At 31.3% G+C, this 21,854-nt stretch carries 16 protein-coding genes; 13 read left to right on the forward strand and 3 right to left on the reverse strand.

The features are described 5' to 3' along the window. The first annotated feature begins 73 nt into the window (after positions 1-73). The 6 genes from rseP (at position 74) to ACY2IJ_RS14285 (ending at position 5,684) form a co-directional block, all read left to right on the forward strand. Positions 74-1,402, forward strand: coding sequence for an RIP metalloprotease RseP (rseP, locus tag ACY2IJ_RS14260; RefSeq protein ID WP_476724986.1), 1,329 nt, complete (start codon positions 74-76; stop codon positions 1,400-1,402). Between the two features lie 120 nt (positions 1,403-1,522). Next, the gene (locus ACY2IJ_RS14265; RefSeq protein WP_476724987.1) at positions 1,523-3,364 is read left to right on the forward strand and encodes a cation:proton antiporter; all 1,842 of its coding nucleotides are present in this window, start codon (positions 1,523-1,525) and stop codon (positions 3,362-3,364) included. A gap of 96 nt (positions 3,365-3,460) precedes the next feature. Then, positions 3,461-4,006, forward strand: a complete 546-nt coding sequence (locus tag ACY2IJ_RS14270) for a 30S ribosomal protein S16 (RefSeq protein WP_476724988.1) — start codon at positions 3,461-3,463, stop codon at positions 4,004-4,006. 18 nt (positions 4,007-4,024) lie between these two features. Beyond that, complete coding sequence (gene rimM, locus ACY2IJ_RS14275; RefSeq protein ID WP_476724989.1) at positions 4,025-4,552, forward strand: ribosome maturation factor RimM; 528 nt, start codon at positions 4,025-4,027, stop codon at positions 4,550-4,552. A 44-nt stretch (positions 4,553-4,596) separates the two neighbouring features. Beyond that, positions 4,597-5,292 carry a tRNA1(Val) (adenine(37)-N6)-methyltransferase gene (locus ACY2IJ_RS14280; protein ID WP_476724990.1) on the forward strand — a complete coding sequence of 232 codons (696 nt, stop codon included), beginning with the start codon at positions 4,597-4,599 and terminating at the stop codon, positions 5,290-5,292. A gap of 5 nt (positions 5,293-5,297) precedes the next feature. Further along, on the forward strand, positions 5,298-5,684 hold the full coding sequence (locus tag ACY2IJ_RS14285; protein WP_476724991.1) for a DUF423 domain-containing protein: 387 nt from the start codon (positions 5,298-5,300) through the stop codon (positions 5,682-5,684). Positions 5,685-5,695: 11 nt separating this feature from the next. On the opposite strand, the gene ACY2IJ_RS14290 is transcribed toward ACY2IJ_RS14285, so the two are convergent. From ACY2IJ_RS14290 to ACY2IJ_RS14300, 3 genes are read right to left on the reverse strand one after another with little or no spacing between them, the layout of a single operon-like run. Next, a complete protein-coding gene (locus ACY2IJ_RS14290) occupies positions 5,696-6,097 on the reverse strand; it encodes a DUF4296 domain-containing protein (RefSeq protein ID WP_476724992.1) in 402 nt (133 codons plus the stop codon). A 4-nt stretch (positions 6,098-6,101) separates the two neighbouring features. Next, on the reverse strand, positions 6,102-7,439 hold the full coding sequence (locus ACY2IJ_RS14295; protein ID WP_476724993.1) for a dihydroorotase: 1,338 nt from the start codon (positions 7,437-7,439) through the stop codon (positions 6,102-6,104). Positions 7,440-7,442: 3 nt separating this feature from the next. Next, positions 7,443-8,162: a polyprenol monophosphomannose synthase gene (locus tag ACY2IJ_RS14300; protein ID WP_476724994.1), complete on the reverse strand. Its 720-nt coding sequence runs from the start codon at positions 8,160-8,162 to the stop codon at positions 7,443-7,445. 85 nt (positions 8,163-8,247) lie between these two features. On the opposite strand from ACY2IJ_RS14300, the gene ACY2IJ_RS14305 reads away from it, so the two are divergent. The 7 genes from ACY2IJ_RS14305 to ACY2IJ_RS14335 all read left to right on the forward strand — a co-directional run bounded on the left by ACY2IJ_RS14305 (position 8,248) and on the right by ACY2IJ_RS14335 (position 21,753). Continuing rightward, complete coding sequence (locus ACY2IJ_RS14305) at positions 8,248-8,892, forward strand: DUF4271 domain-containing protein (protein WP_476724995.1); 645 nt, start codon at positions 8,248-8,250, stop codon at positions 8,890-8,892. Positions 8,893-8,899: 7 nt separating this feature from the next. Further along, positions 8,900-9,649, forward strand: a complete 750-nt coding sequence (locus tag ACY2IJ_RS14310; RefSeq protein WP_476724996.1) for a uroporphyrinogen-III synthase — start codon at positions 8,900-8,902, stop codon at positions 9,647-9,649. A 71-nt stretch (positions 9,650-9,720) separates the two neighbouring features. After that, positions 9,721-10,305 carry a DUF3109 family protein gene (locus ACY2IJ_RS14315; protein WP_476724997.1) on the forward strand — a complete coding sequence of 195 codons (585 nt, stop codon included), beginning with the start codon at positions 9,721-9,723 and terminating at the stop codon, positions 10,303-10,305. Positions 10,306-10,576: 271 nt separating this feature from the next. After that, entirely contained in the window at positions 10,577-11,548 is a 972-nt protein-coding gene (locus tag ACY2IJ_RS14320) for a ribonucleotide-diphosphate reductase subunit beta (protein WP_476724998.1), read from the forward strand. Between the two features lie 94 nt (positions 11,549-11,642). Further along, a complete protein-coding gene (locus ACY2IJ_RS14325; protein WP_476724999.1) occupies positions 11,643-14,024 on the forward strand; it encodes a ribonucleoside-diphosphate reductase subunit alpha in 2,382 nt (793 codons plus the stop codon). 195 nt (positions 14,025-14,219) lie between these two features. Further along, a complete protein-coding gene (locus tag ACY2IJ_RS14330) occupies positions 14,220-18,518 on the forward strand; it encodes a hypothetical protein (RefSeq protein WP_476725000.1) in 4,299 nt (1,432 codons plus the stop codon). Between the two features lie 169 nt (positions 18,519-18,687). Beyond that, entirely contained in the window at positions 18,688-21,753 is a 3,066-nt protein-coding gene (locus tag ACY2IJ_RS14335) for a hypothetical protein (protein WP_476725001.1), read from the forward strand. Positions 21,754-21,854: the final 101 nt, after the last annotated feature.

Below are 21,854 nucleotides of genomic sequence, written 5' to 3' on the forward strand. Positions count from 1 at the left end.
TTTAGTCAAAAAAAGTAGAACACATAATTAAAGTTGTACATTTGTTCGACTTAAAAAAGAATTACATTATTACATGGAAAATTTAATTATTGCAGGGCAGTTTTTGTTAAGCCTTTCTTTATTGATTGTATTGCACGAATTAGGACACTTTATTCCTGCAAAACTATTTAAAACCAAAGTAGAAAAGTTTTATTTATTTTTTGATTACAAATTTTCTCTATTCAAGAAAAAAGTAGGAGAAACAGTCTATGGAATAGGATGGATTCCTTTAGGTGGTTATGTTAAAATTGCAGGTATGATTGATGAAAGCATGGATACAGAGCAAATGAAACAACCAGCTCAACCTTGGGAATTTAGATCAAAACCGGCATGGCAAAGATTGATTATTATGTTAGGAGGGGTGATTGTAAACTTTATACTAGGAATTCTTATTTACATTATGATTTTTGCTGCTTGGGGTGAAGAAACCGTAAGTCCAAAAGGAATTAAAAATGGATTTGCTATTCACGAACATTTTAAGCAATTTGGATTTAAAGATGGTGATACTTTTTTAGCCATTGATGGAAAACCCGTAGAGAATGTTTTAAAAGTAAGTAAGTTCTTGTTTTTAAGAGATGTTAAAAATATAGAAGTTTTACATGCCGATGGAACAACAGAAGTACTATCTGTGCCAGAAAATATAGGAAAACAAATGTGGCAACAAAACATAATGGAGCCTTTTACACCCTTATTTCCTGCAGTTATAGATTCTGTAATTGCTGATCAACCAGCATTTAAATCAGGATTTATGAAAGGCGATGAAGTTGTTTCTGTAAATGGAACCCAAACACCTTATTGGACAGATTTTACAGAAAAAATTCAAAAATCAGAAGACAATCCATTAGAGGTAGTCGTTAAAAGAAATAATTCTTTAGTAACACTTACTGTAACACCACAAGATCAAAAAATTGGAGTAGCTCCTCTTTTTATTACAAGCCAAGTTGCAACAGTAGAACACAAACAATATAGTTTTGCAGAAAGTATTTCTAAAGGATCTGCAGCAGCATACTGGACTTTAAAAGATTACATGGGACAGTTTAAATATGTGTTTACCAAAAAAGGAGCAACCAGCATGGGAGGGTTTATTTCCATAGCAAAAATATTTAAACCTGTTTGGGATTGGAAAGTGTTTTGGTCTAATACAGCTTTCTTATCTATTATGTTAGGATTTATGAACTTGTTGCCAATACCTGCTCTAGATGGAGGTCATGTAGTTTTTACTTTGTATGAAATGATAACAAGAAGAAAACCAGGAGATAAGTTTTTAGAATATGCTCAAATTACAGGATTTGTATTGTTATTATCGCTATTAGCTTTTGCCAACGGAAATGATTTATACAAACTAGTAATGGGGTGGTTTTAAAAAAATAACTTAAAATTATCAGATAAATGCAAAGCTGCTATTAACTATTAATAAGCAGCTTTTTTTATACTACAAATTTTATAAAAAATAAGTATTTTAGAATTTCAAACATTTGTATAGATGATAGAATTAGCAGGAATTATTATTTTAGGAATTATAGCACAATGGGCAGCATGGAAATTAAAACTACCTGCTATTTTACCATTAATATTAATAGGTTTAACGGTAGGACCCGTTTCTACTTTAATTACCAACGATGGTTCTAAATGGATAGAACCTGTTTGGAACGGAACCAATGGTTTGTTTGCAGGGGAAAGTCTTTTTTATTTTGTGTCTTTAGCCATTAGTATTATATTGTTTGAAGGAGGTCTTACTTTAAAGAAAAAAGAAGTTTTAAATGTAGGTCCATCTATTATGAGGTTAATTACCATAGGAACAATTATTACTTTTTTTGGAGCGGGAATAGCGGTGCATTATTTGTTTCATTTAAGTTGGTCAATCTCTTTATTATTCTCATCCTTAATTATTGTGACAGGACCTACTGTAATTACACCCATTTTAAGAAACATTAGATTAAAAAGAGACGTTTCTGCCATTTTAAAGTGGGAGGGTATTTTAATAGATCCTATTGGTGCATTAGTAGCAGTATTGGTGTTTGAGTTTATAAGTATAGAAAATGCAGGGGATTATACACAAACAGCAATTATAGAGTTTGGAAAAATAGTTTTGTTTGGATTTACCTTTGGTTTTACGTTTGCTCATGCCTTTAATTTTATTCTTAAAAATGGTTTGGTTCCTAAATATTTGCTAAATGTATTTACGTTGGCTTATGTGTTAGGGGTTTTTGTGCTGTCAGATTCTTTTGCGCACGAATCAGGTTTACTTTCTGTAGTAGTTATGGGAATGGTTTTAGGAAACATAGACATGCCTCATTTAAAAGAAATTTTAGATTTTAAAGAGTCTTTAAGTGTATTGTTAATTTCAATTCTATTCATTTTGCTATCTGCCAATATGAATGTTAAGGATTTTGATTTAATCAACAATTGGCAAACCTTAGCATTGTTTGGTGTCATTATTTTAGTAGTTAGACCGTTAGGAGTATTTTTAAGTACCCAAGGATCTGGATTAAAATTTACAGAAAAAACCTTTATTAGCTGGGTAGGCCCAAGGGGAATTGTAGCAGCGGGTATTGCTTCTTTATTCGGATTAAAACTGGTTGCAAAAGGAGAGCCAGGAGCAGAATATATTACACCATTGGTATTTGTAATTGTATTAGGAACTGTATTGTTAAATGCTACGACAGCAAGATTGGTAGCAAGATTGCTAGGAGTTTATGTAAGATCTTCTAAAGGAATTTTAATAGTGGGGGCTTCTGAAGTTTCTAGAGTAATAGCAAAGTATTTAGAAAAAAGAAATAGATATGTAGTGTTGATAGACAACAATGCAGATAAAATAAAATTAGCACAAGATATGGGCTTAAATGCCGAAGTTGTAGATGTGTTTTCGGATGATGTTAGTGATAATATAGAATTTGCAGATATGGGGTATTTACTAGCGTTAACAGGTAGTAAAAAAGTAAACACACACACCATTCATAGTTTTAGAAAAAGAATAGATCCTTCTTCAGCGTTTAGATTTGTTTCCGAAACAGAATTAAGTGATGGAAAACGAGACGAAAATGCCAATTTTTTATCATTAGAAGATGATTTTATTAGATTTAGTGAGTTGATTAGAGAATATCCACAGGTCAATGAAATTCCTATAAATTCTCAAGAAGATTTTACAGAAAAACATCAACAATTAACAGAGCAACCCAATACAATTCCTTTATTTGTAGCCGATGAAAAAGGAGAGTTGTATGTAATTGCTGCAGCTAACAATAAAATAGTTATAGGAAAGAACTGTAAATTGATATATATAGGAGAGCCACTGTCTAAAAAACAGATAGTTATAGACAAGTGAAATTTGATTAAAAAAAGCAAGGAGTAAAAAAATAAATGTATATTTGCATTCTCAAAAATTAATAACGTAGGTCGTGAACCTACACAATTTAAAATTATGTCAGTAAAAATTAGATTACAAAGACACGGTAAAAAAGGAAAACCTTTTTACTACGTAGTAGCAGCAGATGCTCGTGCAAAAAGAGATGGTAAATTCTTAGAAAAATTAGGAACTTACAACCCAAATCACAATCCAGCAATCATAGACTTAGATGTAGATGCATCTGTAAAATGGTTAGAAAACGGAGCACAGCCTACTGATACTGCAAAAACAATTTTATCTACTAAAGGTGTTTTGTTAAAAAAACACTTACAAGGTGGTGTTAAAAAAGGAGCTTTAACAGAAGAACAAGCAGAAGCTAAATTTAAAGCGTGGGTAGAAGCTAAAGAAGCTGCTATTCAAGCTAAAAAAGATGGTTTAACTGCTGAGCAAGCTGCAGAAAAAGCAAAAGCATTAGAAGCAGAAAAAGCTGTTAACGAAGCACGTATTGCAGCAGCAAAAGAAGCTGAAGAAGCTTTATTAGCTGAAGCAAAAGCTACAGAAGAGGCAGCAAACGCTACTGAAGAAGCTGTAGAAGAGTCTAAAGAAGAAGCTGCTGAGTAATTTCTAAAACACGATTTTATGCGCAAAGAAGAATGTTTCTATTTAGGTAAAATCGTTAGAAAGCACAGTTTTAAAGGAGAAGTTGTTATCAAACTAGATACCGATGAACCCGAACTTTACAAAAATATGGAATCAGTCTTTGTGGAACATGGCAAAGATTTGATTCCATTTTTTATTGAAGAAAGCTTATTGCAAAAAGGAAATCAACTGCGTGTTCGTTTTGAAACAGTTGATACAGAGCAAGATGCTGATGCAATTATGAATTCTGGAATTTATTTGCCTCTTCAATTCTTACCCAAATTAACAGGAAACAAATTTTATTTTCACGAAGTATTAGGTTTTACAGCAGTAGATGTAAACTACGGTGAATTTGGAATTGTAAATGGAATTAATGACACAACAGCACAAGCATTGTTTGAAATTGAGAACAATGGAGTGGAGGTTTTAATTCCAATGATTGATGAATTTATTAAAGAAATAGACAGAAAAGGAAAACGAGTGGTTTTAGAAACTCCGCCTGGTCTAATTGATATGTATTTGTCATAAATTCTTAGTAAACATTTGTATTTTTACGCTAGTAAAAAATCTTAATGTTTCAATTCAAACAATTTTCTATCATCCAAAACAAATCAGCCATGAAAGTGGGAACTGATGGTGTTTTGTTAGGAGCATGGACTCCTGTGGCTCAAAAAAAAACAATTTTAGACATAGGTACAGGTACAGGTCTAATAGCTTTAATGTTGGCTCAAAGAAATGAGATAGCAAACATTGATGCCATAGAGGTTGATAAAGATGCTTGTGATGAGGCAGAAGTAAATTTTAAAAATTCCAAGTGGGGTAATCGGTTGCGATTACAAAATATTGGATTAGAATTTTATACTTCTACTAAAAAATATGACTTAATCGTTTCCAACCCTCCTTATTTTACAGATACTTTTAAGTCTAAAAAAACAAAACGAACTTTGGCAAGACATGTTGATGGATTGTCTTTTGAGAAATTATTAAAGTATTCTAATAAGTTGCTAACGGATAATGGAGTATGCGCTTATATAATTCCCTATAAAGAAGAAGCTAGTTTTATATTATTGGCAGAACAGATAGGTCTTTTTCTAAACAAAAGAACAAGGGTTAAAGGTAGGGATGATTTAGAATATAAGAGAAGTTTGCTTTGTTTTTCCAAAAAGAAAGAAAGTTGTGAAAACAATGATTTAACTATTGAGATAGATAGACATGTTTACACAAAAGCGTATATTGAATTAACAGAATTGTTTTATTTAAAAATGTAGTAAGTATGAAAAAGTATATTGTTATGGCAGCAGTTAGTGGAGCTTTGTCTGTAGGTTTAGGTGCTTTTGGAGCACACGGACTAAGAAATGTATTGTCTGCAACGGAATTAAATAGTTTTGCAACAGGAGTTAGGTATCAAGCAATTCATAGTCTATTGTTATTGTTGGTAGTTGTATTACCGATACTATCTGTCCGTCAAAAAAAGAAAATAGCCAATGTATTGGTTTTAGGAATTGTAATGTTTTCAGGCTCTATTTACCTTTTAGCTCCAGGTTTGGTGCCTTCTAAATACGTATGGTTTATAACACCTTTAGGGGGAACTTTATTGTTGGTAGGCTGGCTAATGATTGCAATATATGCCTTAAAAGAAAAAACGACTTTAGGAAGCTAAAGTCGTTTTTTTTATTGAACAGTATCTTTTTTATTAAGTTCTTCTGCTTTTTTTAGTTCCCTTTCAGTTTCTTCTTTTAACTTTTCTTCCACCTTTTTTCTTTTTTTTTCTAATTGTACTTCTACTAGTTTTAAGATTTCTTGATGTTGTTTAATATCATATGTGTAGTATTTTAAACTATTATTAAAACTTAAAGAATCGGTATTGTGTTCTTTAAAGATAAGTGAATGGTAGTTTACATTCCTATCTCCATTTTGGTTCACTGTGTTTTTGGCAACCTTAGCAACATAAGTATCTACTAAAATAGCAACCATTTTATCTTTAGAAAGTAAATTTTTAGGTTTTTTAGGGATGGTATTGCTATTACAGGCAAATAAAAAAAATAGTAGTAAAGTGTAAAATAAAGACTTCATAACCTTATCTGTTAAAAGTGATTCTTTTTCCTTTAACATCATCATTAAAAACACCATTGTCATAAATTAAGTTTCCGTTGACAAATGTATGGGTAATAGAATTGTTAAATGTGGTTCCTTCAAATGGACTCCATCCACATTTGTAAAGAATATTGTCTTTCTGTACAGTCCATTTTTTTTCAGGATCTATAAGTACCAAATCAGCATAATATCCTTCTTTTACATAACCTCTTTTTTCTATTTCAAAAAGAATAGCAGGGTTGTGGCACATTTTTTCTACTACTTTTTCTATAGTTATTTTTCCTTGGTCTACATAATTTAACATGGCAGGTAAAGCGTGTTGTACTAAAGGACCACCACTTGGTGCTTTGGTGTATATGTTTTGTTTTTCTTCTAAAGTATGTGGAGCATGGTCTGTAGCAATTACATCAATTCTGTCGTCTAACAAAGCTTTCCATAAAGCACCCTGGTCGTTTTTAGTTTTTACAGCCGGATTCCATTTGATAAAAGTTCCTTTTTTAGCATAATCATCGCTGTTAAAGTTTAGGTGATGTACACAAACTTCAGATGTAATTTTTTTCTCTTTTAAAGGAATATCATTTCTGAACAATTCAGTTTCAATAGCGGTAGATAAATGAAAGATATGCAAACGAGCTCCTGTTTTCTTTGCCAATTCAATCGCTTTTGAAGATGATAGGTAACAAGCCTCTGCACTTCTAATCACTGGATGTTGTTCAATAGGAATATCTTCTCCAAATTCTTCTAAAGCTTTTTGCATGTTTGCTTTAATGGTTTCTTCATCTTCACAGTGAACTGAAATAACCATGTTTGTAGAAGAAAATATTTTTTCTAACACTTCTGGATTATCTACCAACATATTTCCTGTAGATGAACCTAAGAATAATTTAATTCCGGCTACTTTTTTAGGATCGGTTTTTAATAATTCTTCCAAATTATCATTGGTTCCTCCAAACATAAAAGAATAGTTAATGTAAGAGTCTTTAGAGGCTATGGTAAATTTATTTTCTAACAACTCTTGCGTAGTGGCTTGGGGAACTGTATTGGGCATTTCTATAAAAGTAGTAATTCCACCAGCTGCAGCAGCTCTACTTTCTGTGGCTATATTGGCTTTATGTGTTAAACCTGGTTCTCTAAAATGTACCTGATCATCTATAGCTCCTGGTACTAAGAATTTACCTTTGGCTTTTATAACGGTTGCACTTTTTGGAATTTTAATGTCTTTAGCAATGGTTTTTATAATTTCGTTTTCAATTAAAACATCTCGCTTAAAAATTTTTCCTTCGTTCACAATTTTAGCACCTCTAATAACAGTACATCCCATAATTTATTTTTTTGTTAGTCCTTTAAATTTCATTTTAATCACACCAAAAATAGCTTCACTAATAATAGAGCTGTCTAATTTTGAAGTCCCTTTAGTTCTGTCGGTAAAGATAATGGCTACCTCTTTAATAGAAAAATTATAAAGCCATGCTTTGAATTTCATTTCTATTTGAAAAGCATATCCTGTAAATCGGATGTGACTAAAATTAATACTTTCTAGTACTGCTTTTTTATAACAAATAAAACCTGCTGTGGTATCAAAAACAGGGATTCCAGTAATAAATTTTACATATTTAGAAGCACAGTAAGAAAGAATTAGCCTTTTAAAGTCCCAATTAATTACATTTATTTTGTTGTTAATATATCTAGACCCTATGGCTAAATCAGCTCCTTGTTCACAAGCTTTTATCAGTCTAGGAATGTCTTTTGGGTTGTGTGAAAAATCAGCATCCATTTCAAGAATATAGTCGTAATTTTTATCAAGAGCCCATAAAAAACCATGTATATAAGCCTTACCCAAACCTCTATTTTGAGTTCTAACTTCTAAATAGAGGTTTTGATAAATGTATTGCAGTTTTTTGACGGTTTCAATAGTGCCATCGGTAGAATTATCATCAACAATTAAAATATGATACGTAGCATTAACATGATGCACAGCTGTAATAATAGTTTCTATGTTTTCAACTTCATTAAGTGTGGGTATAATAATTAACGCTTGTTGCATACTTGATTTTTGTTTTGTCAAATTTACGTTTTTTTATTCCTAATTTTACAGCAACATTTGTACCCTTTTAGACAGCACACACATAATGGCAGAAAAATTAGATTTAACATATTATAATCAAGTAGGAATTGTATTGCTACTTCCTTTGTTGTTTGTGTTTTTAATGAGTATGGTAGATTTAAAAAGGACAAAAATGTTTTTTACTACTTTTTTTTCTAATAGGTATTTTTACAACTACTCTTTGTTTACAATTTCGTTGTATTATATTTTTGTTTTTGGGTTTATGATTACCGTTATAGCTCCGTTAATATTGCTTTTACAATATGAAGTAACCTATATTTATGAACATTTTTTAGGATTGTATTTTAAAGTATTAATGTGGAGTTCTTTTTATTTTGTGGTTAAATATTCACTAGTAGAAATGTTTAACTTTTTTAGGAACTCTAAACAACAAGGTAAACAAATGTTGATACTGGAAATCAATTATTTAGCAATAATATTATTGGTTTTATACTTGTTTGTTTTGTATGTTTTTTTACATTTAAATCAATTAAAAAATTGGTCGTTAATTGTTGGGATCTGTGCTTTGGTTTTATACGTTATAAGGCTTTTAGCACTGTTTGGTAATAATAAAAATGGTCTCTCAGGTAAATTGTTTTATATTATTTTGTATCTTTGCACACTAGAAATATTTCCGTTTATTTATTTGTTTAAGGGATATATAGAGTAAGAAAAAGATGAAAGTAAAAACAATATTGGTATCTCAACCAGAACCTAAATCAGATCAGTTGTCTCCGTTTTCCATATTATCAGAAAAACAAAAAGTTAAGGTAGACTTTAGATCGTTTATACATGTTGAGGGATTAACGGTAAGAGACGTTCGTAATCAAAAAATAGATTTAAGTAAATATTCTGCTATTATTTTAACAAGTAGAAATGCTGTAGATCACTTTTTTAGAATAGCAGAAGAAATGAGGTACAAAGTGCCTAATGAATTAAAATATTTCTGTCAATCTGAAGCTGTAGCCTATTATTTACAAAAATACGTAGTGTATAGAAAACGTAAAATATATGTAGGAAAAAGAAGTTTTCCTGAATTGTGTGAGGTGATTAAGAAACACAAAACAGAAAAATTCTTATTACCATCATCAGATAAATTAAAAGACACAATTCCTGAAGCTTTAGATACAATGGGGGTAGATTGGAGAAGAGTAGATTTGTATAGAACTGTAACAAGTGATTTGTCTGACTTAGAAAATGTTTTTTATGATGTGTTGGTGTTTTTTAGCCCATCAGGAATTCAATCGTTGTTTAAAAACTTTCCAGAATTTAAGCAAAATAACACAAGAATTGCTGTGTATGGAAATTCAACAGTAAAAGCAGCTACAGAGGCTGGGTTAAAAGTTGATATTTCAGCTCCATCGCCAGAAACACCTTCTATGACAATGGCTTTAGAAAAGTACATAAAAGAAGTTAACAAGAAATAATTTTATATTTTTGTAAGTACAAAAAGCCTATTTTTTAATAGGCTTTTTTTTATTTTTAAAATTAACAATCCATGTTTCAGATAGGAAAAACAATAGTTTCAGAAGAAGTTTTAGAAAAAGACTTTGTGTGTAATATAGCGGCTTGTAAAGGAGAATGTTGTGTTGCAGGAGATGCTGGTGCTCCTGTCTTAGATGAAGAAATCCAAAAATTAAATGAAGTTTATCCAAAAATTAAACACCTTTTGCGATCAGAAGGTGTACAGGCTATAGAGGAACAAGGGACTTATACAACATCAGAGTTTGGAGAGCACGAAACAACATTGGTAAATGGAAAAGAATGTGCCTTTGTTACGTTTGATGAGAAAGGAATAACCTCATGTGGAATAGAACAAGCATACAATAAAGGTTTGGTCGATTGGAAAAAACCGATTTCTTGTCATCTATATCCTATAAGAGTTCAGGATTATTCTGAATTTTCAGCCGTAAACTACAATACTTGGGATATTTGTGACGATGCTTGTACTTTAGGAAAAGAACTACAAGTACCTGTATACAAGTTTTTAAAGAATGCTTTGATTTTAAAATTTGGAGAAAATTGGTACTTGGAATTAGAGAAAGTCGCAGAAGAATGGAAAAAACAGAAGAACAAAAAATAAAAAAGCACATTTAAAATTTATAAAAAAAGCCTTTATAAACCCTTTGTTTATAGGGCTTTTTTTAGTATTGGAATAGTCTTATTTAAAATAGTTTTAAATATAATTAATTGTTTTTCAGTTCTTTGTGTTTTTGTGGTGTTTCCGCAGGTTTTTAGCCAATTGTTAAGAACTTTTATGTTTTGTGGAAAAGTATATCTTTTATTCAAGACTATTTTTTGCAATCTTTGTTAACACGAAAAAACAATTACTCAAGAAATAATAATATAAGAATATGTCTCAAGTTGAACCAATTTTACAAGAAGATCCAAATAGATTTGTAATTTTTCCTATCCAACACCAAGATATTTGGGAATGGTATAAGAAACAAGAAGCAAGTATTTGGACTGCTGAAGAAATAGATTTACACCAAGATGTAGTAGATTGGGAAAATAAATTAAATGATGACGAACGTTATTTCATTAAACATATATTAGCCTTTTTTGCAGCTTCAGATGGAATTGTAAACGAAAATTTAGCAGAAAACTTTGTAAGTGAAGTTCAATACGCAGAAGCAAAATTCTTTTATGGTTTTCAAATTATGATGGAAAATATTCATTCAGAAGTATATTCCTTATTAATTGATACCTATGTTAAAAACGAAGAAGAAAAAAATAAATTATTTAAAGCTATAGAGTATTTTCCTGCGATTAAATTAAAAGCAGATTGGGCTTTAAAGTGGATAGAGTCTGAATCTTTTGCAGAACGATTAATTGCTTTTGCAGCCGTAGAAGGAATTTTCTTTTCGGGAAGTTTCTGTGCTATTTTCTGGATGAAAAAACGTGGATTGTTACCAGGGTTAACTTTTTCTAATGAATTGATATCTAGAGATGAAGGATTGCATTGTGACTTTGCAGTACATTTACACAACAATCACATTATAAACAAAGTACCAAAAGACCGTATTAAAGAAATTATTACCAACGCGTTAGATATAGAAAAAGTATTTATTACAGAATCTTTACCTGTAAGTTTAATAGGAATGAACGCTAAGTTAATGAGTCAGTATTTAGAGTTTGTAACAGATAGATTATTGGTAGAATTTGGATGTGAAAGAGTTTACAATTCTGAAAACCCATTCGATTTTATGGATATGATTTCCTTAGAAGGTAAAACAAACTTTTTTGAAAAACGAGTTTCCGATTATCAAAAAGCAGGAGTAAAATCTGGCGGAACAGGAGAGATTAGCTTTGATGCAGATTTCTAAAAAATAAATAAAAAAACTATTTTAATATTTTTTCCACTATGGATTCAACCATAGTGTTAGAATATTATTCTCTATAAATTAAAACTTTAAGACTATGTATGTAATCAAAAGAGATGGGCACAAGGAGTCTGTGATGTTTGACAAAATCACAGCAAGAATTAGAAAAATTTGTTATGGATTAAACCCATTAGTAGATCCAGTAAAGGTAGCCATGCGTGTTATTGAAGGTTTATATGATGGAGTAACAACTTCGGAATTAGATAATTTGGCAGCAGAAATTGCAGCAACGTTAACAACAGCTCATCCTGATTATGCAAAATTAGCAGCTAGAATCTCAGTATCTAACTTACATAAAAACACTAAAAAGTCTTTTTCAGCAACCATGAAAAAACTGTACGAATACGTAAACCCTCGTACAGGTTTAGAATCTCCATTGTTGTCTGATGAGGTTTATAAAGTTATAGAAGAACATTCAGCAGAATTAGACTCTGCCATTGTTTACGATAGAGATTTTAATTACGATTATTTTGGTTTTAAAACATTAGAACGCTCTTATTTGTTAAAAATAAACGGACAAATAGCAGAACGTCCGCAACATATGTTGATGCGTGTAGCTATAGGTATACACTTGGATGATATTGAAGAGGCTATAGAAACTTATAACTTAATGAGTAAAAAGTTCTTTACACACGCAACTCCAACATTGTTCAATTCAGGAACTCCAAAACCACAAATGTCTTCTTGTTTTTTATTACAAATGCAAGATGATAGTATTGATGGAATTTATGATACACTAAAACAAACAGCAAAAATCTCTCAATCTGCAGGAGGTATAGGTTTGTCTATTCACAATATTAGAGCTACAGGGTCTTACATCCGTGGAACCAACGGAACGTCAAACGGAATTATCCCTATGTTAAAAGTGTATAACGACACAGCACGTTATGTAGATCAAGGAGGGGGAAAGCGTAAAGGTTCTTTTGCTATATATATTGAACCTTGGCATGCCGATGTTTTTGAATTTTTAGACTTAAGAAAAAATACAGGAGCAGAAGAAAAAAGAGCAAGAGATTTGTTTTTGGCACTTTGGATTTCTGACCTATTTATGAAACGTGTAGAAGAAAATGGAGAGTGGACTTTAATGTGTCCTAATGAATGTCCTGGACTATATGATACTTATGGAGAAGAATTTGAATCTTTGTATACACAGTACGAAGCACAAGGAAAAGGGCGTAAAACCATTAAGGCACGTGAGTTGTGGGAAAAAGTGTTAGAAGCACAAATAGAAACAGGAAACCCTTACATGCTGTATAAAGATGCAGCAAACCGCAAATCAAATCAAAAGAATTTGGGAGTAATACGTTCTTCTAACTTGTGTACAGAAATTATGGAATATACAGCAAAAGATGAAGTTGCTGTGTGTAACTTAGCTTCTATTGCAATTCCTATGTTTGTAGAAACCAACGATAAAGGAGAAAAATTCTTTAACCACGATAAATTATATAAAGTAGTTAAAAAAGTAACCCGTAATTTAGATACCGTTATTGATAGAAACTACTATCCTGTTAAAGAGGCAGAAAACTCTAACATGAGACACCGTCCAGTTGGATTGGGAATTCAAGGTTTGGCAGATGCATTTATTATGTTACGTATGCCATTTACGTCTGATGCAGCTAAAGAGTTAAATAAAGATATTTTTGAAACGTTGTATTTTGCTGCCGTAGAATCTTCTATGGAAATAGCCACTGCAAAAGGAGCATATTCTACTTTTAAAGGTTCGCCAATATCTCAAGGAGAATTTCAGTTTAATTTATGGGGAGTAAAAGACGATGAATTAAGTGGTCGTTGGGACTGGGCAACATTAAGAGAGCAAGTAAAAAAGAATGGAGTTCGTAACTCTTTATTAGTAGCTCCAATGCCAACAGCATCTACTTCTCAAATTTTAGGAAATAACGAGGCTTTTGAACCTTATACATCTAACATTTATACACGTAGAGTATTGTCAGGAGAGTTTATTGTTGTAAATAAACACTTATTAGAAGACTTAGTGGAATTAGGTTTGTGGAACAATGCTTTAAAAGAAGAGTTGATGAGAGCTAATGGTTCTATTCAACATATTGAAGAAATTCCAGCCGATTTAAAAGAGTTGTATAAAACTGTTTGGGAATTAAGTATGAAAGATATTATTGATATGTCTAGACAAAGAGGATATTTTATCGATCAATCTCAGTCTTTAAACCTATTTATGGAAGATGCAAATTACTCTAAATTAACATCAATGCATTTTTACGCATGGAAATCAGGTTTAAAAACAGGAATGTATTATTTAAGAACTAAATCTGCGGTAAATGCAATTAAGTTTACTTTAAATAACGATAAAAAACAAGAGGACAAACCGATGTCTCCTGAAGAATTTAAAGCCATGGTTTTACAATCTAAAGAAAATCCAGACGACTGCGAAATGTGTGGGTCTTAAGAGATAGGGTATATTATTATATTATAAAACTGGCTTCTGTAACAGAAGCCAGTTTTTTGTTTTTTAAGCAGGTAAATGTTTGTATTATTTTGTATATTAATGAGATATATATTTAGGTCAATAGGTGTTTTAACATTTGTTAACTAATTCTGGAGAAGAAATGTAATATTTTTGTAAAAGCTAAATAAAAAATAAATGCTATCTAAAATAAAATTAACAATAATATATTGTGTACTGTCTGTTGGTCTTTTTGCTCAAAAAGGACCTGGTGGGGTTGGACAAACAAATGGAAGTTCTATGTATCTTTGGTTAAAAGCAGATGCAGGTGTAACTCAATCATCAGGGGTAAGTGTATGGGCAGATCAATCTGGAAACGGAACAAATGTATCGGCTCCAACTACCAGTCAAAGACCTGCTTATGTAGCTAGTTCTAGTGCTTATAACAATATGCCTATTATAGATTTTGATGGGATAAACGGAACTAGTGGAGATGAGTTAATTTCTTCTTCTTTTTCAGATATATTTGATACCAGTCATACTTTATTTATAGTTTGGGATATAGAAACAACCTCTCCTAATTCTGAATCAGGAATATACTCTATGCCAGGTAATTTTGGTGATGGAGCTTTTCAATTTGATATGTACAATAATAATATTCATTGTTATAGTAATTCAGATGTTGCAATAGAAAGTTACTCTAATTATAACAATCCTACTATTTTTAATGTATTTAGAAACTCAAACCATACATTAGATGTGTATAGAAATGAATCTAGTATACTTTCGGGGAGAAGTATAAGTGATAGCAATGCATATAATTTAACAACTCGATTTCAGATAGGAGTAGATAGAGATAGAACAAATTCTAAACATCTAGAATCAAACGTAGCAGAAATTATTCATTACAAATACACTTTAAATTTAGCAGAAAGAATTATTGTAAGTAATTACTTAAGTGCAAAGTATGCTATTGCTATTACAAATGATTTTTATAATGAAGATAATTCAGCAAACGGAAATTTTGATTTTGATGTCGTAGGAATTGGACAAGCAACAAATGGTTCTAATAGTGTTAGTGCACAGGGAACAGGAGCGTTAGGATTAAGTAACCCGTCATCATTAAGTAATGATGAATATTTGTTTATAGGACACAACAATGCTTCTGTAACTGTAGATGAAGAATCTAATTTACCATCAGGGTTAAAAAATAGATTGTCTAGGTTGTGGAGGGCTAGTAAAAGAAATGATTTAGGTACAGTAACCATAACTATGGACTTAAGTTTTTCGGCTAACAAAGCTAATTTTACAAGCTCTAGTTTAAGATTATTAGTGGATAATGATACTGATTTTGTTACAGGAACAACTGTTTATAATGCCTCTAGTTATAATAGCTCTACAGGGATTGCAGTTTTTGAAAATGTAGATATTTCGGATAATGATTATGTAACGATAGCAAGTAACGATGCAACTCCTTATTATTTTGGAACTTCAGGAACAGGAGGAGGAGATCCAGTTGACAAAGGGGTTGATGGTTATGAAGGACCAGGAGGAATAGGTTCTGTAGATGGAGGTGCTATGTATATGTGGATGAGACCAGATGCAGGAGTAACAGCTTTGTCAGGAGAAATTACTGCATGGGCAGATCAATCAGGATATTTACACAATGGTGTGAGTACTTATTCATTAACACCTAATTCTACAAATCCTGAATTTGGAGCTAATCAAATCAATAATTATGATGTGTTGACACTAGATGGTGTTGCTGATGCCATGATTTTTGATATAGATGATTTTACAGACAGTTCTTATGATATGTATTTTGTTTGGAAAAAGAACGAAGCTTTAGAGAATAATGCATCTTTGTTTTCTAATAGTGATAATTCTAGTGATAGTGGGTCTATACAAATATCTCACACAAATGATTCTAATTTTTATATAAGATCTAATGGATCGGGTAATATAAGCTTGGGAGACTACTCTTTTACAGAATCTAATAATATTTTAGGATTTAGTAGAAATGCAGACAATACACTTGATACTTATATTGATGGAGTTTCTCAACAAACAGGAACATCTTTAACAAACGCAACAAATATGGCTGGCTTTAATAATATTAAGTTAGGGGTAAATAGAGCTACAGCTAGGTATTTAGGTTTAAATTTAGCAGAGGTGTTAATGTTTAATAAAAACATTAACGAAACACAGAAAATAATATTAAATAACTACTTAAGTGCCAAGTATAATATCAGCCTAAGTATTAACGATAAATATAGTTATGACAACGGTTCGGGGTTATTTGATCACCATTTGGCAGGAATAGGAAGACAAACAACAACAGATTATCATTTAGATGCTAAAGGAACAGGTCCTGTTAGAATAAAAAATGCATCTGATTTAGATGTAGGAGAATATATGTTATGGGCTTGTGATCAAATCAATTCAAATTTTGATTTTCAAACAATACCATCTGCTAATTACGTAGAAAGACTAACCACCAAGTGGAGAGTTGATGAAACTGGCGGAAGTGTAGGAACCGTTGATATTAGTTTTACGGCATCGGAATTAAATATTACAACAGAAATAGAGGATAGTTGTGTAAATTATGTATTAATTATTGATAATAACTCAGATTTTAGCTCACCATCACAACAAATAGAAATGACTTTATTTGACGGGAAAATAAGTGCAACAGGTGTTAATTTTGCTGATGGAGATTATTTTACATTACAATTGGCTAATACTATTGTGTATAATGGTTCGTGGAACCATCCATTAGCTTCTAGATCTGGTTCTAGTACACCAAATACAAATGATGATTGTTTTGATGTAAGAGTGTTAAGTGGAAATGTAACAATTAATAATAATGCAGAGGTGAATTCTGTAAATGTTGCTAATAGTGCTGTTTTAGCAATGGCTACAGCAAGAACACTAACCGTTACAAAAGGAATAACATTAAATTCTAGCGGAGAGCTTAAAATGCTAGGTACAGCTCAATTGGTACAAGATCCAAACGGATTGATAACCACCAATCCTAATACAGGAAGCGGATTTTACAGTCAATTTACCACCCCAGCTAAAGATGTATATTCTTTTTCATACATAAGCCCATCAACAAGCAATGGAACTACTTATAATTTAGAAACTAATTTAAAAGATGGTAGAGGAACAAATGCGTTAACTTTAACCAATGATGGTAAAGATTTTGTGTTTGACGGTGATAATAGTGATGGTAGTCAAGGATCTAATTCAACCACCTTAAGTGAAGAATGGTTGTACACATATCCAAGTGATGCTTTAGGTTTTGTTTCACAAACACCAAGCAGCAATGTTGCAATAGGTTTAGGATATACTATAAAAGAACCAGGAACTACGGCACAAACTTATATATCTAAAGGAATTCCAAATGCTGGAGAGTACTCTTTTACAATTGCTGAAAACTCTGTTGCTTTGTTAGGAAATCCTTATCCAAGTGCTTTGAATTCGGATGTGTTTTTAACAGACAATCCAAATGTAGATGCGTTGTATTTTTATGAAGATCAAACAACAAGTAATAGTCATTATTATGAAGACTATGATGGAGGATATGCCGTTTACACACTAAATGGAGGAGGTGTGGCAGCATCAACATCTGCTTATGACGAGAGCTCTTTTGCAGGAACCTTAACTCCTGAAGTGAATATACCAGTAGGTCAAGGATTTTTTGTGTCTATAGAAGAAGATGTTCCTGGAGGAACTACAGCTCCGGTTGTATTTAAGAATTCACAAAGAGTTTCTGCTGTGTTAGGAAATTCATCAGTATTTTTTAAACAAAATAGCTTACAGACTTTAGAAAAAAATAGGAACATACTACCATCTTTCCGTTTAGGAATTGAAATGGAAGTAAATGATAAATTTTACCATAGACAATTGGGGGTTAGTTTTAAAGAAGGAAATACTTTAGAAACTTTTGATTTTGGTTATGATGCAGGGTTGTTTGATGAGAAAGGTAAAGATGCCTATATAGAAGTGAATGGCAAGAAATATATTTTGGCCAGCGCAGGAGCTATATCTCAAGAAACAGAAATTCCAATTAAAGTTGTGTTAGATGAAGACAAAGAAGTTTTGTTTATGTTAGATGATGTAAACGAAATTGATGAAATATATTTAAACGATAAAGAAGAAGCAACTCAAACATCATTAAAAGGAAACGTAGTTAAAAAGAATTTAATAACTGGTGTTTATGATAATAGATTTTCTTTAACCTTTAAAGAAGATACTTCATTGTTAGTAGATAAATTAGATGAAAACAAATTAAAAATAGAAATTGCTAATAAAATAATTACAGTTACTTCTAATGTGTATGATATTAATACACTAAGTGTTATAGATTTTACAGGTAAAATAGTTAAAAACAGTAATACAAACGTTATAAATGTATCAGGAATAGTTTCTGGTGTTGTTATTTTAAAAGTAAATAGCAAGCAAGGTGTTTTAATTAAAAAGTTAGTATTCTAATTTTTAATTATGTGCAATATATACTAAGCATCTGTAATTTTACAGATGCTTTTTTTATGGTTTTTAGAAAAATAAATTTCTTAGAAATAAAGCAACAAATGTTAATGTTTTTTATAATGACAAATGTTATGTTTTTTGTAGCTTTGTGTCAGCTATAAATAAAAAAAAGATGAAGTTTTTTCTAAGTGTTAATCTGTTTATATTCACAACATTAAGTGTTTTTGCACAAGATTTAGGGCCAGGAGGTGTAGGCTCTACAGCATCAAACGGTACTGATTTAATGCTTTGGTTAAGAGCAGATAAAGGTGTTGATATTTCAAAACCTTCTGCTGTAGGACTCCAGTGGTCTGATTTGTCAGGGAAAGAAAACTTATACACACCTCACGGACCTAGTAACACACCTACTATAGAAGCAAATAAAACCAACGGAATGCCTGCGGTTGTTTTTGACAACAAATCAGAAAAATTATACAGCGAACCTGTTAAAGGACAATTAAGTCAAAGCACACACACAATTATTGTGGTATGGCAAAGTAAAGAATCAAGTCCAAAGAAAGGAAGAAGAGTGTTTTCAACAAATGGAGGATATGAATTATCGGTAAACAAAAAGAATTTTGAGTTTAATTTTCCAAGCGGATCACCTAAAAAATACACTTTTGGAAAAGTACAAGATTATTTAAACCCTACAATAACATTTATAAGTAGGACTGGAGATAATAAATTAAAAATTTATAAAAACGGAGTTCTACAATCAACAACAAGTATTACGGATCCAAATCATTTTAAATGGACATCAAATATGAGTATCATGTTTGGCGATCTTAACTATTATAGAACAACAGGAAACAAAGCATTAAAACAAAATATTTTCGAAGTAATTCATTCTAGAGAAGATTTTGATGCGGAAATAGTGGATAAAATTTTAATAGAAAATTATTTATCAGCAAAATATAACATTCCACTAGGTGCAAATGATGTTTATAAAGGAGATGACAAAGGATATGATTATGAAGTAACAGGTATTGGTAAAGATAATAATAACAACTCTAGAACATCTTCCAAAGGAACAGGAATTGTATCAGTAAGCAATCCAAGTAACTTAGAGAAGGATGAATATTTAATATGGGGTCAAAATAAAACCAATGATTATTCTTTTACAGAAATATCAGGAGTAAAAAGATTAAATACAATATGGGCTACATCTTCAAGAACATCAACAGGAAATAACAAAGCAGATGTAGGTACGGTTACAGTGAGTTTAAAATTGGCTGATTTGAATTTTGGAACAGATCCAATCCCAACAGATTTTAAAATGTTAGTTTCTTCGGATGCAAGTTTTGGAACTATAGATCATTCTTACGAAGCTACGATTGCAAATGGAGTGGCAACTTTTACGGAGGTAGATTTAAAAGATGCTGATTATTTTACATTTCAGTATCAGAAACAAGTAACATATGTATATGATAGACATAACGGAGGATGGTCTCCTAGTGCACCTTCAGATTTAAGTGAATCATCTCCAGTAATTATAAAAAATGGATTTGTAAGAACACTTGGTTTTAAAGCAAAATCATTAGAAATTAAAGAAGGAACAGCTTTAATATTACACAATGGAGCAAGTATTACTGTTAAAGATGAAGTGATAGCAGCCGATAATTCCTACTTAATATTATATAATGGAGGACAATTGTTACAAACACATACTGGAAAAAATAAAAATTCGGGAACAGGCTTTTACACATCGTTTACACCACCAGCTAAAAATAAGTATTCATTTAGTTATATAAGTTCTCCGGTAAGTAACAACAAATTAAATTATTCTTTTGCAGGAAGCTTAAGAGATGGAAGAACGAACTCTATTATAGGACGAGATTTTTATTATGATAATGAAGGTTCTGACGGATTACAAGAAAGTAATAAAACCATTATGAGTACAGAATGGATAAATAGTTATTACGATAATGGAAACTGGAAGATGGAAAGAAGTACTGGAACTGTTCCTATTGGTCAAGGATTGGCAATTAAGGAACCAGGAACCTTAGCACAAACATATGTAGCCAAAGGAGTTCCTAATAGTGGAGATTATGAATTTTCAGTTAGTAAATATTCTACAAGTTTATTAGGAAACCCATATCCAAGTGCCTTAGATGCCGATAAATTTTTAGAAGACAATAGTGATATTATAGATGCTTTGTATTTTTATGAAGATAAAAGTAAAAGTCATTACAGGGTAGAGTACCAAGGAGGTTATGGAGTGTATACAAGACACGGTGGTGGAGTTGCGGCATCGGTAACTGTAAATGGAGAAAAATTTGAAGGAAAAATTCCAACAAGATATATTCCCGTAGGGCAAGGGTTTATGGTAAGTACACCCACCTCAATAAAAGGAAAAATTCAATTTAAAAACTCTCAAAGAGTTATTCATAAAATAGGAAGTACCTCTAGGTTTTTTAAAGCAGCAAAATTAAAAACCTTAAAGACTACTACAGAAAATTATGATGACATAGAATCTTTCTTAAAAGAAGTACAAAATGAAACACCAACACCTGTAGACAATGAGGAACCATTGCCACAAAACCAAACAACATCTTTAAGATTAGGTTTTGAATTTAATTTAGAAAACAATACTAAGTTTCACAGGCAAATAGGGATTAATTTTAAAGAAGGGAATAATTTTGGAGAAAGAAAACCAGGTTATTACGCAGAATTGTATGATGAAAACCCTACAGACATATATATAGAACATCAAGAAAATAAATACGTTTTGGCAAGCGCAGGAAGTGTTTCTGATGAAACAGAAATACCACTAAAAGTTGTTTTAGAGCAAGACAATGAAGTTGCATTTATGTTAGATGGTGTTAATAATATAGACAAAGAAATCTTTTTAAAAGATAAAGAATTAAGTGTTAGTGAACCTTTAAAAAACAAAATTGTTAAAAAAACATTAAAATCGGGTGTGTATAGCGACAGATTCTCTTTAACCTTTAAACAAGAAGGAGAATTATCAACAAAAAAAATAAACCCGAACAATGTAAATGTTCAAATTCAACAAAAAACAGTTACAGTAACATCTAATGTGTATGATATAACTAAGCTAAGCATTATAGATTTTACAGGAAGAACCATCAAAACTTCCAATACAAAAACAATAAACGCACCTTTAGAAACTTCTAACATTCTTATTTTAAAAGTAGAAAGTAAACAAGGGGTTTTAGTAAAAAAGTTATTTTTATAGGATTCATAAAATAATTAAAACTTCACAAGCATCTGTAAAATATTACAGATGCTTTTTGTATTTATAAATAGCTGATGAATTATAGATAAAATGGACTGTAG

It is taken from the genome of Wenyingzhuangia gracilariae, from assembly GCF_056387575.1.

Coding starts and splice junctions, on each gene's coding strand:
- rseP (WP_476724986.1), top strand. CDS start 74: ATGGAAAATTTAATTATTGCAGGGCAGTTTTTGTTAAGCCTTTCTTTA.
- ACY2IJ_RS14265 (WP_476724987.1), top strand. CDS start 1,523: ATGATAGAATTAGCAGGAATTATTATTTTAGGAATTATAGCACAATGG.
- ACY2IJ_RS14270 (WP_476724988.1), top strand. CDS start 3,461: ATGTCAGTAAAAATTAGATTACAAAGACACGGTAAAAAAGGAAAACCT.
- rimM (WP_476724989.1), top strand. CDS start 4,025: ATGCGCAAAGAAGAATGTTTCTATTTAGGTAAAATCGTTAGAAAGCAC.
- ACY2IJ_RS14280 (WP_476724990.1), top strand. CDS start 4,597: ATGTTTCAATTCAAACAATTTTCTATCATCCAAAACAAATCAGCCATG.
- ACY2IJ_RS14285 (WP_476724991.1), top strand. CDS start 5,298: ATGAAAAAGTATATTGTTATGGCAGCAGTTAGTGGAGCTTTGTCTGTA.
- ACY2IJ_RS14290 (WP_476724992.1), bottom strand. CDS start 6,097: ATGAAGTCTTTATTTTACACTTTACTACTATTTTTTTTATTTGCCTGT.
- ACY2IJ_RS14295 (WP_476724993.1), bottom strand. CDS start 7,439: ATGGGATGTACTGTTATTAGAGGTGCTAAAATTGTGAACGAAGGAAAA.
- ACY2IJ_RS14300 (WP_476724994.1), bottom strand. CDS start 8,162: ATGCAACAAGCGTTAATTATTATACCCACACTTAATGAAGTTGAAAAC.
- ACY2IJ_RS14305 (WP_476724995.1), top strand. CDS start 8,248: ATGGCAGAAAAATTAGATTTAACATATTATAATCAAGTAGGAATTGTA.
- ACY2IJ_RS14310 (WP_476724996.1), top strand. CDS start 8,900: ATGAAAGTAAAAACAATATTGGTATCTCAACCAGAACCTAAATCAGAT.
- ACY2IJ_RS14315 (WP_476724997.1), top strand. CDS start 9,721: ATGTTTCAGATAGGAAAAACAATAGTTTCAGAAGAAGTTTTAGAAAAA.
- ACY2IJ_RS14320 (WP_476724998.1), top strand. CDS start 10,577: ATGTCTCAAGTTGAACCAATTTTACAAGAAGATCCAAATAGATTTGTA.
- ACY2IJ_RS14325 (WP_476724999.1), top strand. CDS start 11,643: ATGTATGTAATCAAAAGAGATGGGCACAAGGAGTCTGTGATGTTTGAC.
- ACY2IJ_RS14330 (WP_476725000.1), top strand. CDS start 14,220: ATGCTATCTAAAATAAAATTAACAATAATATATTGTGTACTGTCTGTT.
- ACY2IJ_RS14335 (WP_476725001.1), top strand. CDS start 18,688: ATGAAGTTTTTTCTAAGTGTTAATCTGTTTATATTCACAACATTAAGT.